Here is a 17425-nt window from a genome sequence, read left to right as displayed (position 1 = left end):
TTCGTGAGGATAGTGCCCGTATTATCGCTCTAGCCGGGGTCGTATGCCAGCAGTTCCTGAGCGATATGATCGTTCAGCACAGCAAGCATGGCGTGCATCTGCCGTACCAGCTCGCCGGCGTTGGTGCTATCAGGGTCCTTGCGCACCTGTTCCAGCGCCAGGCACAGGTTCCCGAAGCGCATGGCCCCCACGGCGCGGGCGGCCGATTTGGTGCGGTGGCCCAGTTCCGACAACTGCGCCAGGTCGCCCTGCGCCAGCGCCGCGTCGATCTCCACCAGGGCATCCCTGGCCGATTCCAGGAACAGCAGCGCGTACTTGCGCATCTTGTCGGTCTTGCCGCCAAAGGTCTGGGCCAGCATCGCGACGTCGAACAGTTCGGCGTCGTCGGGCGCCGTCGCGGGCACCGTCGCAGGCGCTGCGATGGGCACCGGCGCGGGCGCCGTGCCGCTCGTCATCGTTTGCAGCGGCGGCTGCATGTTCGCGAACATCGCGGTCGCGGCGGCGGTCGGAGCGCCATCGGCCATCGTGAAATAGGACGGCGGCGGTGGCGCCAGCGGCCGCACCGGGGCGGCGGCGCGCGCCCGCTGGCTCATCCACTTCGACAGCATGTTGAACAGCTGCTTGGGCGCGATCGGCTTGGTGACAAATTCGTCCATGCCCGCCTCCAGGCAGCGCTCCTGGTCGTCGCGGCCGGCGTTGGCGGTCATCGCGATGATCAGCGTGGCCGACAGCTTGGGATGCGAGCGGATCAGGCGCGTGGTCTCGTAGCCGTCCATCACCGGCATCTGCACGTCCATCAGCACGCAATCGAAACGCTCCTTGAGCAGAAGATCGATCGCCTCCTTGCCGTTGTTGGCCACGCAGACGGTGGCGCCGGCGTCCTCCAGCAGCTCCTGGCCGACCTGCTGGCTGAAGATATTGTCCTCCACCAGCAGGATGGACGCGCCGCGTATGGTGTCCAGCACATCGGGCTGCACCGAATCGTCGCTGGCGCGCAGCAAGCTGACGCCCTTGGCCAGGCGCGCGGTGAACCAGAAGGTGCTGCCGGAGCCCGGCTCGCTGTCGACGCCGACGCCGCCGCCCATCAGCTCCACCAGCTGCTTGCTGATGACCAGTCCCAGTCCCGTGCCGCCGTAGCGGCGCGTGGTCGAGGTGTCCGCCTGGTGGAAGGACTGGAACAGCTGCTGCACCTGTTCCGGCGTCATGCCGATGCCGCGGTCCTCCACTTCGAAGCGCACCAGCGTGTGGCTGTCGCGGTCTTCCAGCGGCCGCGCGCGGATGTACACCTTGCCCTGCTCCGAAAACTTGATGGCGTTGCTGGTAAAGTTCAGCAGCACCTGCTCCAGCCGCAACGGATCGCCGCGCAGCGGCTGCGACAAGCCGGCTCCCACCTCGAACACCAGTTCCAGCCCCTTGGCCGACGCGCTCTCGCCCAGCTGGCTGGAGATGTTGGCCAGCAGCGCATCGAGCGTAAAGTCCAGCACCTCCAGCTCCATCTTGCCCGCCTCGATCTTGGAGAAGTCCAGGATGTCGTTGATGATGCCCAGCAGGTGCTGGCCCGAGTGATAAATCTTCTGCAGGTAGTCGCGCTGCTTGGGATGGGTGACCGATTTCAGCGCCAGGTGCGCCATGCCGATGATGCTGTTCATCGGCGTGCGGATTTCATGGCTCATGTTGGACAGGAAATCGCTCTTGGCCTGGTTCGCCGTATCCGCCTCTTCCTTCAGCCGGTGCAGCTCGGTGACGTCGGTCGACAGCCCGATCACCGCCGTCACGGTGCGGCCGATTTCCACCGGCACCTTGACGGTCCATTGATGCTGCACCACGCCGTCGCGGCCGACGTGCTGCGCCTCGCCGGAGCGCTTGACGTTGTCGGCGAACGCCGGCTGTTCCAGCGCCCACTCGGCGTCGGCAGCGGCGGTCGGCATCAGCTCGCGATCGAGCCGGCCCACGATGTCGTGCACCGGCTTGCCCATCGCATCGGCCAGCTTGGCGTTGACGTAGATGTAGCGCCGGTTGTGGTCCTTCATGTAGACGTGGGCGTCGACGTTGTTCAACACCGTGTCAAGCAGCACGCCCTGCTTCAGCGCGCGCCGGCGCGACGCGTACAGCACGAAGAAGTAGCTGTACAACAGCAGCGTGCCGGCAAAGCCGGTGCCGCCGGCGATCCACGGAAAGTAGAAATCGAAACCGCTCAGCAGCTCGTTCTTGCGCACCTGGAAATGCGCCTTCCACAGGCTGCCGTTGAAATCGATGGGCAGCACGGATTCAAAATAATCGCCGCGCTGCGCTTGCGGCGCGCGCGGCGCCGTCATCGAGCCGTCGTCGTTGAACAGCAGACGGTCGGTCTTCTCGATCACCAGGCGGCGCTGTTCGACATCGGTGCTGCCGTCCGCGTACAGGACCAGGTGCACCTGGCGCACCGTCATCTCGTCGATCGCCCCCTGCACCAGCTTGGACACGCTGAAGCCGATGCCGACCGATCCCAGGTACGCGGCGCGGCGCGCGGCGACATCGTCGAGCGACATGTTGCGGCGGTAGACCGGCAGCCGTATCGCCAGGCCGATGTGCGGCGTCGGGCCGTTGACCACGATGGGCAGCCCCGACGCGCCAACCTGGCCGCTGTCGCGCGATGCCGCCAGGGCCTTGTCCTGCGCCGGATTGAACGCCAGGTCGGCGCCCATTTTTTCCCGCTGCATCGAGGCCGGCTCCAGATAGGTCAGCACCGCGTAATGGGGGCGGCGTCCGGCCGGCTTGATGTCGAAGCCGGGAAAGCCGTCGGCGCGCACGCCGGCGACAAAGGCGTCGCGCTGGGCGTCGGTGACCAGCGGCGCCCAGGTCACCGCCTCGATCGCCGGAAAATACCGTGGGATATCAAGGTTGGCCACATACTGATGAAATTGCTGGCGACTCAGGCTGTCGGTGGTCTGAAACAGCGACACCAGCCCGCGCGTCAGGTCCGAATAGGACTTGATGCGGGCCGAGATGCCGTACTGCGCGCTGCGCGCCAGGTTCTCGAAACGCTGGGCGGCGGCGGCATCCACGATGCGCGACGCGGCGCCGGCCAGCACCGCGCCGACCGCCAGGGCCAGCGCGATGCCGGCCGTCCAGAACAGCAGGCGCGAACCGGCGACCTTCTTGGGCTTGTTACCCGTTTTCAGCATGCGCCGCCACCGGTGGGATTTTGGGATAATTTTGCATCACAGCAGCATACTATTAATGCCGCGCGGGAACCAGTGCAAGAATTGGTTAGAATTCAGAGCGATAAATCGTCACTATTGAAGGGAACCTTATGCGCTAAGGCGCGCTCTAAATGATGAGTCTGTTGTTCAGGAGTTCATCATGCGCGCTATTCCCATAATAATTTTCCTGGGAACTCTCAGTGCCCTGCCGCATGCTAGCCATGCCGGCATTGCCGACCATCAGGAGTTCGAGGCCGTGCTGGTGGCGCCATTCCGGGCGGACGCCGCCGGCGGTCGCACGCTGCGGCTGCACTTTTCCGCACCGGGAGCGCAGCAGACGCGCACGCTGCGCTGGCGACTGGAACTGCTGGCGCCGGACGGCCGCCGCATACGCTTGTGGCACAAGCAACAATCGTTGACCGATACACCAGTCGACGTGGCGATACCGTGGCGCCCCCAGCCCGGCCTGCGCAGCGGCATCTACCGGTTGCGGCTGCGGGCGCGCGTCGACAACGAGCCCGACATCGAGCAAAGCTGGGAGGCCGCGGTGGGCCGGGCCGCGGTCAGACCTGCCACTTCCCTGGCGCCATCGCTGGCCGCGGCCGCGCCGGACGCCCTGCCCTACGCCGTCCACCTCGGCAACCTGCACAGCCAGACCAACCACAGCGACGGCGGCGGCGCGCTGGACCATTGCGACGGTGCGCAGCCGCCGCAAAGCGCCGCGCTCGGCCCGTCGGACGCCTACGACTACGCGCAGCGGCATGGCCTGCGGTTCCTGATGACGTCCGAGCACAATCATATGTACGACGGCTCGGACGGCACCAACGCCGGCGCCGACCGGGCCGCCGCGCTGGCCCTGTACCGCAGCGGCCTGCAGAAGGCGGCGGACTGGAACCGGGAGCACCCGGATTTCCTCGCCATCTACGGCCAGGAATGGGGCGTCATCAACCATGGCGGCCACCTCAACATACTGAACAGCAACGAACTGCTGGGCTGGGAGCGCAATGCCCAGGGCGAGTTGCTGGCAGACGCCGAAACGCCGAAAGGCGACTACGCCGGCCTGTACAGCCTGATGCGCGCGCGCGGCTGGGCGGGCCAGTTCAACCATCCGCAAAACGACCAGTTCGCCGTCGACGGCAAGCCGCTGGCGTGGACGGCGGACGGCGACGAGGTCATGCTGCTGTGCGAAGTGATGAACAGCAGCGCCTTTTCCACCCGTGAAGACGAGGGCGAGCCCCATTTGAGCAACTACGAAGCCGCCTGCAACAAGCTGCTCGAGGCCGGCTATCACCTGGCCTTCAGCAGCAACCAGGACAACCATTGCGCCAACTGGGGCGCGGCGTACGGCAACCGGACGGGCGTGCTGCTGGAGCGCGGCGTGGCGCTGGACAACGACAGCCTGCTGGCCGCGCTGCGCGCGCGTCGCGTATTCGCCACGATGGACAAGCATGCCCAACTGCTGTTGACCGGCAACGGCCATCCGATGGGCGAGCGCTTCCGCAATCGCGGCAAACTGACGCTGCAAGTCCGCTACACCAGCGGCAACGGCCACAATCCCGCCGCGATCGCGCTGTTCCAGGGCGTGCCCGGACGCAACGGCACGGTGACCAAACTGGGCGCAAAAACCAGGACCGTCGTCACGCCGGCGGCCGGCGAACATTTTTACTACGCACGGGTGACACAGGATGATGGCAAAATACTGTGGAGTGCGCCAATATGGGTCAGCCAAGCCGGTCGCTGAGCCCAGCAATCGTGCGCTACGGAAAATTTAATTGCAGTAGTCTTCCTTTGACGAAAAAAATCTGACGCGCCGATTGTCAAATTGATAAAATGGGATAATTACTACCAGCAACTTTGTAACTACCCTCCACTACCTCAACCGTCCAGCCCGCCGTGCCGATCCCTAAAGTCCTCCTCGTCAATGACGATCCGGCCAGCCTGTATGCGCTGGAGAGCCTGCTGGCCGACGCCGTCGACCAGCATCAGTATCAATTGATCACCGCAGCTTCCGGCAAGGAAGCGCTGCGCCAGGTGCTGCTGCACGAATTCGCCGTGATTTTGCTCGACGTCAGCATGCCCGGCATGGACGGTTTCGAGACCGCCGAGGCGATCCACTCCCATCCGCGTTCGGCGGGCGTGCCCATCATCTTCATCACCGCGCACTACGCCGACGAAATCAACCGCCTGAAGGCTTACCAGAAAGGCGCGGCCGACTACCTGTTCACGCCGGTGATCCCGCAAATCCTGCAGGCCAAGGTGGCGGTGTTCGTCGAGATGACGAAGAAGAATATCCAGCTGCGCAAAAACCGCGACCAGTTGGCCAAGCTGAACCAGGATCTGCGGGTGCAGCGCCTGCAGGACCTGGAGCGCATCAACGCCGAGCTGGAACAGGAAATCAAGGAACGCAAACTGGCCGAGCAGCGTGCCCACGAGCTGTCGATCCGCGACGCGCTGACCAACCTGGTCAACCGCCGCGCGCTGATCCAGCAGCTCGAGCACGCCGTGGCGACGTCCGACCGCAGCGGCGATGGGTTCGCGCTGCTGTTCCTCGATCTCGACAAATTCAAGCAGATCAACGACACCTTCGGCCATGAAGCGGGCGACGAGCTGCTGCGCCAGGTCGCGGCGCGGCTGACGGCGGCGGTGCGCGTGGCCGACGTGGTGGCGCGGCTGGGCGGCGACGAGTTCGTGGTGCTGATCGAAGGCCGCGCGGCGACGGGCAATGCGGCGCGCGTGGCGCAGAAAATCGCGATGGCCTGCGCGCTGCCGTTCGACATCGGCAGCCAGCGCCTGAAGACGGCGGCCAGCATCGGCATCGCGATCTATCCGCAAGACGGTGCCGACGCCCAGACGCTGATGAAGAACGCCGATACGGCCATGTACCACGCCAAGCGGCATGGCGCCGGGCCGGTGCAATTCTTCCACGAGGCGCTCAACGAACGTGAGCGCGAACGCGAACGATGGACGCTGGAGCTGCGCAAGGCGCTGGCGGCCGACCAGCTGGAACTGCGCTACCAGCCGCAGATCGACATCAAGGCCGGCCGCACGACCGGCGCCGAGGCGCTGCTCTACTGGCACCATCCCGACCGCGGCTTGCTGGAAGCCAGCCAGTTCCTGCCGCAGGTGCAGGAACGGGGACTGCTGGAGCGTATCGATACCTGGGTCGTGACGCAGGCCGGCGCGCAGGCGGCGCTGTGGCAGGCCTCGGCCGGCGCCCTGCCCGGCGGCGAGCCGCTGTGCATCTGGATTCCGCTGGCCGCGCCGCAGCTGAACGCCGAACTGCTGCAAGTGCTGTTGCCGGCGCTGCGCAAGCACCAACTTGCGCCGGGCAGCATCGGCCTGGAACTGAACGAAAAACTGCTGCTCGGCGCGGCCGAACCGCTGGCGGAACTGCTGCAACAGCTGCACACGGCCGGCGTGCGCACCGCGCTCGACGACTTCGGCAGCGCGCGCTCCTCGCTGGCCGCCTGCAAGCGCTGGCAACTCGACACGCTGAAGATAGACCGCGCGTTTGTCCACGCCATCGGCAACAACGATGGCGGCACCGACATCGTCGCCGCCGTCATCCACCTGGCCCGCGCGCTGTCGATGCGGGTGGTGGCGCTGGGCGTGGACGACAGCCGTCAACTGGAAGTACTACAATCACTCGGCTGCGACAGCTGCCAGGGCGATTTATTCAGCCCGCCGCTTGCGGCTGCGGGTTTGCTGGAACATGCCGACGCCGCACAGCCGGATGGCACACCGATCACCACCACCACCGTTCCCTCCTAATTAACGAGGACTAGCCGATGAATAATATGACCGACATGGGCGAGCAGCTGGACGCCAAGCTCTTACTGTCCACCCTGATGGCGTTGAAAAAAGGCGACTTCACCGCCCGCATGCCGTCCGACTGGACCGGCATGGCCGGCAAGATCGCCGACACGCTGAACGAAATCATCGAAACCAAGGAAAAAATGGTGCGGGTGGTGACGGACGTGAGCCGCGTGGTGGGCCGCGAAGGCCGCCTGACGCAGCGCGCGCAGGTGCCCAATATGTCCGGCGGCTGGGCCGCTATCGTCAGCGCCGTCAACGCGCTGATCGACGACCTGGTGCGGCCGACCACCGAAATGGCGCGCGTCATCGGCGCCGTGGCGAAAGGCGACCTGTCGCAGACCATGGCGCTGGAGGTTGACGGCGTGCCGCTGAAGGGCCAGTACCTGCGCGCGGCCACCACCGCCAACACCATGGTGGAGCAGTTGTCCTCCTTCTCGTCGGAGGTGACGCGGGTGGCGCGCGAGGTGGGTACCGAGGGCAAGCTGGGCGGCCAGGCGCAGGTGAAGGGCGTGGCCGGCACGTGGAAGGACTTGACCGACTCGGTCAACTCGATGGCGGGTAACCTGACGTCGCAGGTGCGTAACATCGCCGAGGTGACCACCGCCGTGGCCAACGGCGACTTGTCGAAAAAGATCACGGTGGACGTGCGCGGCGAGATCCTGCAGCTGAAGGACACCATCAACGTGATGGTGGACCAGCTGCGCTCCTTCGCGTCGGAGGTGACGCGGGTGGCGCGGGAGGTGGGCACCGAGGGCAAGCTGGGCGGACAGGCCTACGTGCCGGGCGTCGGCGGCACATGGAAGGACTTGACCGACAACGTCAACTTCATGGCCTCCAACCTGACGGGCCAGGTGCGTAACATCGCGGCGGTGACCACCGCCGTGGCGAATGGCGACTTGTCCAAGAAAATCACGGTGGACGTCAAGGGCGAGATTCTCGAACTGAAAAACACCATCAACGTGATGGTGGACCAGCTGTCCTCCTTCGCATCCGAGGTGACGCGGGTGGCGCGGGAGGTCGGCACCGAGGGCAAGCTGGGCGGCCAGGCGCAGGTGAAAGGCGTGGCCGGCACGTGGAAGGACTTGACCGACTCGGTGAACTCGATGGCGGGTAACTTGACGGGTCAGGTGCGTAACATCGCGGACGTGACCACCGCCGTGGCCAACGGCGACTTGTCGAAGAAGATCACGGTGGACGTCAAGGGCGAGATTCTCGAACTGAAAAACACCATCAACGTGATGGTCGACCAATTGAACTCCTTCGCTTCGGAAGTGACGCGCGTGGCGCGCGAGGTGGGCACCGAGGGCAAGCTGGGCGGCCAGGCCAACGTGCCCGGCGTGGCCGGCACATGGAAGGACTTGACCGACGGCGTAAACTCGATGGCGGGTAACCTGACCGGTCAGGTGCGCAACATCGCCGACGTGACCACCGCCGTGGCCAACGGCGACCTGTCGAAAAAGATCACGGTGGACGTCAAGGGCGAGATTCTCGAACTGAAAAACACGATTAACGTGATGGTGGACCAATTGTCCTCCTTCGCGTCGGAAGTGACGCGGGTGGCGCGCGAGGTGGGCACCGAGGGCAAGCTGGGTGGACAGGCCTACGTGCCGGGCGTCGGCGGCACATGGAAGGACTTGACCGACAACGTCAACTTCATGGCCTCCAACCTGACGGGCCAGGTGCGTAACATCGCGGCGGTGACCACCGCCGTGGCGCGCGGCGACTTGTCGAAGAAAATCACGGTGGACGTCAAGGGCGAGATCCTGGAGCTGAAAGACACCATCAACGTGATGGTGGACCAATTGTCCTCCTTCGCGTCCGAGGTGACGCGGGTGGCGCGCGAAGTGGGTACCGAGGGCAAGCTGGGCGGCCAGGCCAACGTGTCCGGCGTGGCCGGCACGTGGAAGGACTTGACCGAGAACGTCAACCAGCTGGCGGCAAACCTGACCAACCAGGTGCGCGCGATCGCCGAGGTGGCGACCGCCGTGACGCGCGGCGACTTGTCCCGTTCCATCCAGGTGGAGGCGCGCGGCGAGGTGTCCTACCTGAAGGACAACATCAACGAGATGATCCGCAACCTGAAGGACACCACGTTGAAGAACGCGCAGCAGGACTGGCTGAAGACCAACCTGGCGCGCTTCACCCGGCTGCTGCAGGGCCAGCGCGACTTGCAGGCCGTGACCAAGCTGATTCTGTCCGAGCTGGCGCCGCTGGTGTCGGCGCACCACGGCGTGTTCTACATGATGGACTCGCAGGAGTCCGACGCCCGCCTGCGCATGATCGCCAGCTACGGCTACCGTTCCAGCCGCAAGCTGCCGACCTCCTTCCTGCCGGGCGAAGGCCTGGTCGGACAGTGCGCGGTGGAGAAGGTGCGCATCTGGCTGACCGACGTGCCGCGCGATTACATCGTCGTCTCGTCGGGACTGGGCGCGGCGCCGCCGACCAACATCGTCGTGCTGCCTATCCTGTTCGAGCAGCAGGTCAAGGCGGTGATCGAGATCGCCTCGCTGGACCGCTTCACCGAGACCCACCTGTCCTTCCTCGACCAGCTGATGGAATCGATCGGCGTGGTGCTCAACACCATCGAGGCCAACAGCCGCACCGAGTCGCTGCTGACGCAGTCGCAGTCGCTGGCGCAGGAACTGCAGCAGACCAACCAGGAGCTGGCGGAAAAAGCCCGCCTGCTGTCCGAGCAGAACATCGAGGTGGAACGCAAGAACCGCGAGGTGGAGCAGGCCAAGCTGGCGCTGGAGGAAAAAGCCACCCAGCTGGCGCTGTCGTCGAAATACAAATCCGAGTTCCTGGCCAATATGTCGCACGAGCTGCGCACGCCTTTGAATTCGCTGCTGATCCTGGCGCAGCAGCTGGGCGACAACCCGGACGGCAACCTGTCGGGCAAGCAGGTGGAGTTCGCGAAAACCATCCACGGCTCCGGCTCAGACTTGCTGACGCTGATTAACGACATCCTGGACCTGTCGAAGATCGAATCCGGTACCGTGACGCTGGACGTCTCCGAGTACCGCTTCCAGAATCTGCGCAACTACGTCGACCGCACCTTCCGCCACATGGCCGAGGCCAAGCACCTGGGCTTCTCCGTCGAGCTGAAGGAAAACCTGCCGACGGCGATGATGACCGACACCACGCGCCTGCAGCAGGTGCTGAAAAACCTGCTGTCGAACGCGTTCAAGTTCACCACCCACGGCCAGGTCTCGCTGGTGATCGGCATGGTCAGCAGCGGCTTCTCCAGCGACCACCCGAACCTGCTGCATGCGGACGCGGTGCTGGCCTTCGCCGTGTGCGACACCGGGGTCGGCATCGCCGCCGACAAGCTGCAGCTGATCTTCGAAGCGTTCCAGCAGGCCGACGGCTCCACCGCCCGCAAGTACGGCGGCACCGGCCTGGGCCTGTCGATCTCGCGCGAACTGGCACGCCTGCTGGGCGGCGAAATCCGCGTCGAATCGGTGGTCGGCAACGGCTCGACGTTCACGCTGTTCCTGCCGTACAACCGCGCCGGCTTCATCAACTACGACATGGGCCGCCAGCCGCAGGTGCGCCTGCCGATGCCGGCGCCGCAGGTGGTGTACTCGCCGCCGCACTACGAACTGGCGGCGGCCGGGCATGACGGCGGCAACATCAACGCCCTGTCGGAGCTCGACGCCGACATGGAGGAATACGGCGGCAGCGACGACCGCGGCCTGGTGGCGCCGGGCGATCCGTCGGTGCTGATCATCGAGGACGACGAGCGCTTCTCCAAGATCGTGCTGGACTACGCGCGCGAGAAGAACTTCAAGGGCATCGTCACCATGCAGGGCGATTCGGCCCTGAGCCTGGCGCGCGACTACCTGCCGTCGGCCATCCTGCTCGACCTGGACCTGCCGGACATCGACGGCTTCACCGTCCTCGATCGGCTCAAGCGCGATCCGAGCACCCGCCACATTCCGGTGCACGTGATGTCCAGCCTGCGCGAGCGCGAGCGCGCGCTGCGCCTGGGCGCGATCTCCTACCTGAACAAGCCGATCAGCAAGGCGGTGCTGCTGGAGGAATTCACCCGCATCCAGAAGTTCCTGCTGGGCGGCAAACGCAGCCTGCTGGTGGTGGACGACGAACCGATGCAACGCGACTCCATCGTCGCCCTGATCGGCGACGCCGACCTGCACATCGTCGCCGTCGACACCGGCCAGGCGGCGCTGGACGCGTTGCGCGAGGCGCGCTTCGACTGCATGGTGCTGGACCTGACGCTGCCCGACATCAGCGGCTTCGACCTGCTCGACATCATCGGCAAGGATGAATCGCTGCGCGACCTGCCCATCGTGATCAACACGGCCAAGGAGCTCAATCGCAAGGAAGTGGCAAAGCTCAAGCGCTACGCCAAGACCATCGTCATCAAGGATGCGCGTTCGCCCGAGCGCCTGCTGGACGAGACGGCGCTGTTCCTGCACCGCTCGCAGGCCAGCCTGCCGGAGGCGCAGCGCAAGATGCTGGAGGAAATCCACGCGGCCGACGGCGGCCTGGCGGGACGCAAGGTGCTGATCGTCGACGATGACCTGCGCAACATCTTCGCGCTGTCCTCGCTGCTGGAGCGCCAGCAGATGCAGGTGTCGTTCGCCGAGAACGGCCGCGACGGCATCGAGGTACTGGAACGGGATCCGACCATCGAGATCGTCCTGATGGACATCATGATGCCGGAGATGGACGGCTACGACACCATGCGAGCGATCCGGCGCATACCGAAATTCAAGTCGCTGCCGATCATCACGCTGACGGCGAAGGCGATGAAGGGCGACCGCGATAAATGTATCGCGGCCGGCGCCTCCGACTACATCACCAAGCCGGTGGACGTGGCGCAGCTGCTGTCGCTGATGCGGGTCTGGCTGCACTGATGGCGGGTATGACTTCGCTGTTGGCCTCGTTGAAGGCGGTGCTGCGGCCGCCGCCCGAGGCGCGCCGCCACTCGCCGTCGTCGGTGGAGGAACTGGAACTTGAGCTGCTGCTCGAAGCCATGTTCCAGTGCCACGGCTACGACTATCGCGGCTACCAGCGCGACGTCGTGCGCCGCCAGGTGCAAGCGACCATGAAGCAGCTTGAAACGCCGACCATCTCGGCGCTGCAGGATCGCGTGCTGCACGATCCGCAAGCCTGCGGCGCCCTGCTGCGCCAGCTGTACGTGGAACCGGCGCTGATGTTCGACGACGCCGCCGAAGTGGCGCTGCTGCGCATGTCGCTCGGTGCGAGCCTGCACGGCACCCCGCTGCCCAGAGTGTGGCTGGCCGATTGCGCCGGCGCCCAGCAGGCCTGGACCCTGGCCATCCTGCTGGAGCAGGAACAGCTGGGCGAGCGCACCGAAATCTACGCCACCGTCTCCAGCGACGTGTTGCTGGCGGAGGCGCTCGACGCCAGCCTGCCGATGAACCGCCTGGGCGAGCTGCAGGAAAATTACGCGCGCAGCGGCGGCGTGGGCTCGCTGCTGGATTACCTGGAGGTCAGCGACGACCACGCGCGCGCGGTGCTGCTGCCGCGGCTGCGCAGCCGCATCACCTGGGCCCAGTACAACCTGGTGACGGACGCCTCGTTCAATGAATTCCAGATGATCATGGCCCGCCGCGCCCTGCCCGACTTCGGCCCGGCACTGCGCCAGCGCGCGCTGCGGCTGTTCGACGACAGCCTGGCGCAATCCGGCCTGCTGGTACTGGACCGGCCGCTGGAGGTGGGCAATCCGCTGACAGGCCGCTACAAGCCGGTGTTCCCGAGCCAGCCCTGGTACAAGCGCGTGGCTTGATACCCGGCTTGATACTTAATATGGCGTGGTGGCGCTGGGGCGCTCGGCGACGCGGTCGCGCCAGGCCTGCAAATGCTCCATGCCTTCGGCGCCGGGACGGAATTTCATCAGGCCGCGCGCAAACTCCAGCGCGCAGAACGCCGTGATATCGGCGATCGTGAAGCGCTGCCCGGCGACGAAGGGCTGCGTTGCCAGCGTGCGGTCCAGCCAGCGCGCGGTCTCGCGCATCTTCTCGCCTTGCGACGCGCCGAAGTCGGCAAACTGCGGTTGTTCCAGCATCGCCAGGCCCGGATGCGTGTGGCGCACGCAGTTGGCGATACCGAGGAACAGGTGCAGCTCGACGCGGCGATCGGTCATCTCGATGAAGGCGCGCTCGTCGAATCCGTCGCCCATCAGGTTGGGCTCGGGAGCATAGCCTTCCAGCCAGGTGCAGATGGCGCGCGTTTCGCACAGGATGCGGCCATCGTCCAGCTCCAGCGCCGGCACGCGGCCGAAGGGATTCTTTTCAAGGTACTCGGCGCTGCGGTTCTGCCCCGCGGCGAGATCGACCGTCACGTGCTCGATACCGGTCAGGCCTTTCTCGGCCATGAACATGACCACCCGGCGCGGGTTGGGTGTGCGTGGCGAAGTATAGAATTTCATTTCAGTCTCCTGTCTCTTGTTAGCCGCATCATAGCCGCATCATAGCTGATACGCGGTACATCGCTGTTACAGAGTGATACAAGATTGACATCGCGTGCCGTTACCTTTAGATTGCTACGCTGGCTCACGAGGCCACTAACATAAAAAGGACTAGACATGCAACGCAGCTTGATTTCGCTCGCCGTGATGGCGCTCATCGGCGTTTCCGCCGGCCTGACTTCCCCGATGGTTGCAGCCGCCCCCGCCACCAAGGCGGCCCAGGTGACTACCCAGTTACCTACCAATGCGGTGCCGACGCACTACGCCGTATCGCTGGTGCCGGACGCCGCCAACAGCACCTTCAGCGCCAGCGTGACGATCGCGCTCGAAATCAAGCAAGCCACCAATACCCTGACGCTGAACGCGGCCGACCTCAGGTTCAGCGCCGCCGCCATCAGCGCCGGCCCCGGCAAGCCGGCAGTGGCCGCCAGCGACATCGGCGTCGACAACGACAAGCAGACCGCCACCTTCAAGTTCGCCCAGCCGCTGGCCAAGGGCAGCTACCAGCTCAAGCTGGACTACACCGGCGTGATCGGCACCCAGGCCGCCGGCCTGTTCTCGCTGGACTACCAGAACGGCGGCGCAAAGAAGCGCGCGCTGTACACGCAGTTTGAAAACTCCGAGGCGCGCCGCGTGATCCCGTCGTGGGACGAGCCGAACTACAAGGCCACCTTCGCGCTGGAGGCCACCGTGCCGGCCGGCCAGATGGCCGTCTCGAACATGCCGGTCGCCTCGACCAGCAAGCTGGCCGACGGGCGCGAACTGGTGCGCTTCGCCACTTCGCCGAAGATGTCGACCTACCTGCTGTTCTTCGGCTTGGGCGAATTCGAACGCGCCAGCGCGGTCGAAAGCGGTGTCGAACTGGGCGTCGTGACGCAGAAAGGCTCGCTGGGCCAGGCCCAGTTCGCGCTCGATTCGTCGGTCGCCGTGCTGAAGGAATACAACGACTACTTCGGCGTCAAGTATCCGCTGCCGAAGCTGGACAACATCGCCGCGCCCGGCCGCAGCCAGTTCTTCGGCGCGATGGAAAACTGGGGCGCGATCTTCACCTTCGAATACGCGATGCTGCTCGATCCGCGCGTGGCCACGCAGTCGGACAAGGAAACCTCGTTCCTGGTGGCCGCGCACGAAATGGCGCACCAGTGGTTCGGCGACCTGGTGACGATGAACTGGTGGGACGACCTGTGGCTGAACGAAGGCTTCGCCTCGTGGATGGAGTCGCGCACCACCACCCGCCTGCATCCTGAATGGAAGTGGGAGCTGAAGGCCGTCGGCACGCGCGAACAGGCGATGGAGCGCGACGCGCTGGCCACCACCCATCCCGTGGTGCAGCACATCGCCACCGTCGAACAGGCCAGCCAGGCCTTCGACAGCATCACCTATCAAAAAGGCGAGTCGGTGATCCGCATGCTGGAAAACTACGTCGGCGACGAAGCCTGGCGTGCCGGCGTGCGCAGCTACATCGCCAAGCACGCCTATGGCAACACCAGGTCCGACGACCTGTGGGTTGAAGTCGAAAAGGCCGCGCGCAAGCCGGTCACCGCCATCGCCCACGACTTCACGCTGCAGCCGGGCGTGCCGCTGATCCGCGTATCGGAGGCGGTCTGCAAGAACGGCAAGACCACCATCGCGCTGACGCAGGGCGAATTCAGCAAGGACCAGGAAAACAAGAAGCCGCTGAGCTGGCGCGTGCCGGTGATCGCCCAGACCATAGGCGGCACCACGGTACGCACCGTCGTCAACGGCGGCAAGGCCAGCATGACGCTGCCGGGTTGCGGCGCGGTGCTGGTCAACGCCGGCCAGAGCGGCTACTACCGCACGCTGTACGCGCCTAAGGCCTTCGCGGCGCTGGCCGGCAGCTTTGCCGGCATGAGCACCATCGACCAACTGGGCCTGCTGTCCGACACCTGGTCGCTGGGCATGGCGGGCCTGATGCCGGCTTCCGGCTTCATGGACCTGGCCAACACCGCGCCGGTCGACGCGGCGCCGCAGGTCTGGCAGAAGATCGCCGGCGTGTTGGCCAGCCTGCACGCCAGCTACGAAGGCAAGCCCGAACAGCGCGCCGCGCTGGACAAGTTCGCCCGCGCGCGCCTGGCGCCGGTGCTGGCCCGCATCGGCTGGACCGCAGCCAAGGATGAAGCGGCGCCGGTCGCCAACTTGCGCGAGACGCTGGTGTCGGCACTGGGCATGGTCGGCGACGAAGGCGTCGTGGCCGAAGCGCGCCGCCGCTACGCCGCCTCGGCCACCGACGCAGCCGCCATGCCGGCCGCGCTGCGCCGCCCTATCCTGGCGGTGATCGCGGCCAACGCCGACGCCGCGGCCTGGGACCAGTTGCACGCCGCCGCCCAGGAAGAGAAATCGACGATGATCAAAAGCGAGCTGTATGACCTGCTGGGCACCGCCAAGGACAAGGCGCTGGCGCAGCGCGCGCTGGAACTGGCGCTGACCGACGAAGGCGGCGCCACCACCGGCGCGTCGATCATCGGCCGCGTCTCCGGCCAGCATCCGGACCTGGCCTTCGATTTCGCGCTGGCCCACCGCGAGCAGGTCGAGAAGAAAATCGACGCCACCTCGCGCAGCCGCTACTTCCCCGGCCTGGGTGGCCGCTCGGCCGATCCGGCGATGATCGACAAGCTGCGCGCCTACGCCAAGGAGCATCTGCCTGCCGACGCCCAGGGCGACACCAAAACCGCGATCGCCTCGATCCAGTACCGCGTGAAAGTGCGCACCACACGCCTGCCGGAAATCGACGCCTGGCTGGCCAAGCACGGCTGATCGTTAAAAGAAGAGCAAAAAAAACCAGCGTCATCGTGAGATGATGCTGGTTCGAAAACGCTCGAAAGCGTGGGGATGTTCTGCGGTCCGGCGGCGATGGTGCCGCCTGGACGAATTCTGTGCCGGGCTTGAACGAGTCCGGCAACCGGGCGCGAGGCTGAACCACGCGCTACAGGTGTTACTGTGCCAGCTATCGTCGGCCACAGGCTTAGGACTTCATTAAGGTTGGAATTCTGGAAGGATGGTGCCGGTGTTTCAGGCCACCGGCGAGCCTGCTGAGTCATGCTTTGTGAAATCCCGTGCCTGCTTGGGCACGGCGACCAGCTGGAGCACGCTGGGACCAGCGACACGCATCATAATCGGGCTATATGACGGCCAAATGACCACGGGTACAGGACGCATGAACATAAAAATCTCCCTGCAAGTAATGTTGCTGTGCAGCTTGCTGGCCGCGTGCAGCCAGCTGCCGGCGCCGCCCCCGTCCGCCCCCGCGCCAGTCCCCAGTCAGCCCGCCGCAACGGCACCGGCGCCGGCCGCCGTTGCCAAGCCGGCCGGGGCCAGCGTCAAGCCCCCTACGGCAGCTGCGACCGCGACCGCTCCCCTGCTGCATATCGACCCGGCGCAATCGCTGATCGCCGTCACCGTGCGGCGCGGCGGCATGCTGGCGCGGCTGGGCCACGATCACCTGGTGGCCGCCCGCACCGTCAGCGGCACGGTCGCGCCGGCGCAAAACCGCGCCGACTTCCAGTTCCGCCTGGACCAGCTGACGGTGGACGAAGCCCCGCTGCGCACCGCCGCCGGCCTGGAAAAACAGCCGTCGGCCGACGCCATCGAAGGCACCCGCACCAATATGCTGACCAAGGTGCTGGACGCGGGACGCTATCCGCTGGTCGCGGTGCACGCCGAGCGCGGCGCGCCCGGCCAGCCGCTGCAGACCACGATCACGCTGCACGGCGTCAGCCGCACGCTGGCGATCCCGGTCGACATCCGCGTCAATGCCGGGGTCATGACCGTCACCGGCGCCGTCAACCTGAAGCAAAGCGACTTCGGCATCGTGCCGTTCTCGCTGATGGGCGGCGCGCTGGCCGTGCAAGACCAGCTGGAACTCAAGTTCACGCTGGTCGCGCGATAAACAAAAAAAAAAGCCCGCAGCACAAAAAGGCGCGGGCCAAAGGTTTTTCAAATCGGGAGAGAC

Annotated in this window: 8 protein-coding genes; 6 read left to right on the top strand and 2 right to left on the bottom strand. The window is 65.6% G+C overall.

The window, feature by feature from the left end; all coding sequences use genetic code 11:
- Positions 1-29: 29 nt before the first annotated feature.
- Positions 30-3164, bottom strand: coding sequence for a CHASE domain-containing protein (locus ABWW33_RS22030; RefSeq protein WP_353403773.1), 3135 nt, complete (start codon positions 3162-3164; stop codon positions 30-32).
- Between the two features lie 178 nt (positions 3165-3342).
- On the opposite strand from ABWW33_RS22030, the gene ABWW33_RS22025 reads away from it, so the two are divergent.
- The 4 genes from ABWW33_RS22025 to ABWW33_RS22010 all read left to right on the top strand — a co-directional run bounded on the left by ABWW33_RS22025 (position 3343) and on the right by ABWW33_RS22010 (position 12774).
- A complete protein-coding gene (locus tag ABWW33_RS22025) occupies positions 3343-4923 on the top strand; it encodes a CehA/McbA family metallohydrolase (RefSeq protein ID WP_353403772.1) in 1581 nt (526 codons plus the stop codon).
- 152 nt (positions 4924-5075) lie between these two features.
- Positions 5076-6953: a putative bifunctional diguanylate cyclase/phosphodiesterase gene (locus ABWW33_RS22020; RefSeq protein WP_353403771.1), complete on the top strand. Its 1878-nt coding sequence runs from the start codon at positions 5076-5078 to the stop codon at positions 6951-6953.
- Between the two features lie 17 nt (positions 6954-6970).
- Positions 6971-11878, top strand: a complete 4908-nt coding sequence (locus ABWW33_RS22015) for a hybrid sensor histidine kinase/response regulator (protein WP_176651360.1) — start codon at positions 6971-6973, stop codon at positions 11876-11878.
- 8 nt (positions 11879-11886) lie between these two features.
- Entirely contained in the window at positions 11887-12774 is an 888-nt protein-coding gene (locus ABWW33_RS22010) for a CheR family methyltransferase (protein WP_353403770.1), read from the top strand.
- Between the two features lie 15 nt (positions 12775-12789).
- On the opposite strand, the gene ABWW33_RS22005 is transcribed toward ABWW33_RS22010, so the two are convergent.
- Positions 12790-13416: a glutathione S-transferase family protein gene (locus ABWW33_RS22005; RefSeq protein ID WP_353403769.1), complete on the bottom strand. Its 627-nt coding sequence runs from the start codon at positions 13414-13416 to the stop codon at positions 12790-12792.
- 156 nt (positions 13417-13572) lie between these two features.
- On the opposite strand from ABWW33_RS22005, the gene ABWW33_RS22000 reads away from it, so the two are divergent.
- Positions 13573-16230 (top strand): M1 family metallopeptidase, encoded by a 2658-nt coding sequence (locus ABWW33_RS22000; RefSeq protein ID WP_353403768.1) that lies wholly within the window; start codon positions 13573-13575, stop codon positions 16228-16230.
- A gap of 400 nt (positions 16231-16630) precedes the next feature.
- Positions 16631-17362, top strand: a complete 732-nt coding sequence (locus ABWW33_RS21995) for a YceI family protein (protein WP_353403767.1) — start codon at positions 16631-16633, stop codon at positions 17360-17362.
- The last annotated feature ends 63 nt before the right edge of the window (positions 17363-17425 follow it).

Source organism: Duganella hordei (assembly GCF_040369125.1).
Classification (GTDB): Bacteria; Pseudomonadota; Gammaproteobacteria; order Burkholderiales; family Burkholderiaceae_D; genus Rugamonas; species Rugamonas hordei.
Note: the sequence above shows the minus strand (reverse complement) of the source record. Positions and strands in the feature narration are given on the sequence as shown.

Bases quoted from the DNA above. Each gene is read 5' to 3' on its own strand.
- ABWW33_RS22030 (WP_353403773.1), bottom strand. From the start codon at position 3,164: ATGCTGAAAACGGGTAACAAGCCCAAGAAGGTCGCCGGTTCGCGCCTG.
- ABWW33_RS22025 (WP_353403772.1), top strand. From the start codon at position 3,343: ATGCGCGCTATTCCCATAATAATTTTCCTGGGAACTCTCAGTGCCCTG.
- ABWW33_RS22015 (WP_176651360.1), top strand. From the start codon at position 6,971: ATGAATAATATGACCGACATGGGCGAGCAGCTGGACGCCAAGCTCTTA.
- ABWW33_RS22010 (WP_353403770.1), top strand. From the start codon at position 11,887: ATGACTTCGCTGTTGGCCTCGTTGAAGGCGGTGCTGCGGCCGCCGCCC.
- ABWW33_RS22005 (WP_353403769.1), bottom strand. From the start codon at position 13,416: ATGAAATTCTATACTTCGCCACGCACACCCAACCCGCGCCGGGTGGTC.
- ABWW33_RS22000 (WP_353403768.1), top strand. From the start codon at position 13,573: ATGCAACGCAGCTTGATTTCGCTCGCCGTGATGGCGCTCATCGGCGTT.
- ABWW33_RS21995 (WP_353403767.1), top strand. From the start codon at position 16,631: ATGAACATAAAAATCTCCCTGCAAGTAATGTTGCTGTGCAGCTTGCTG.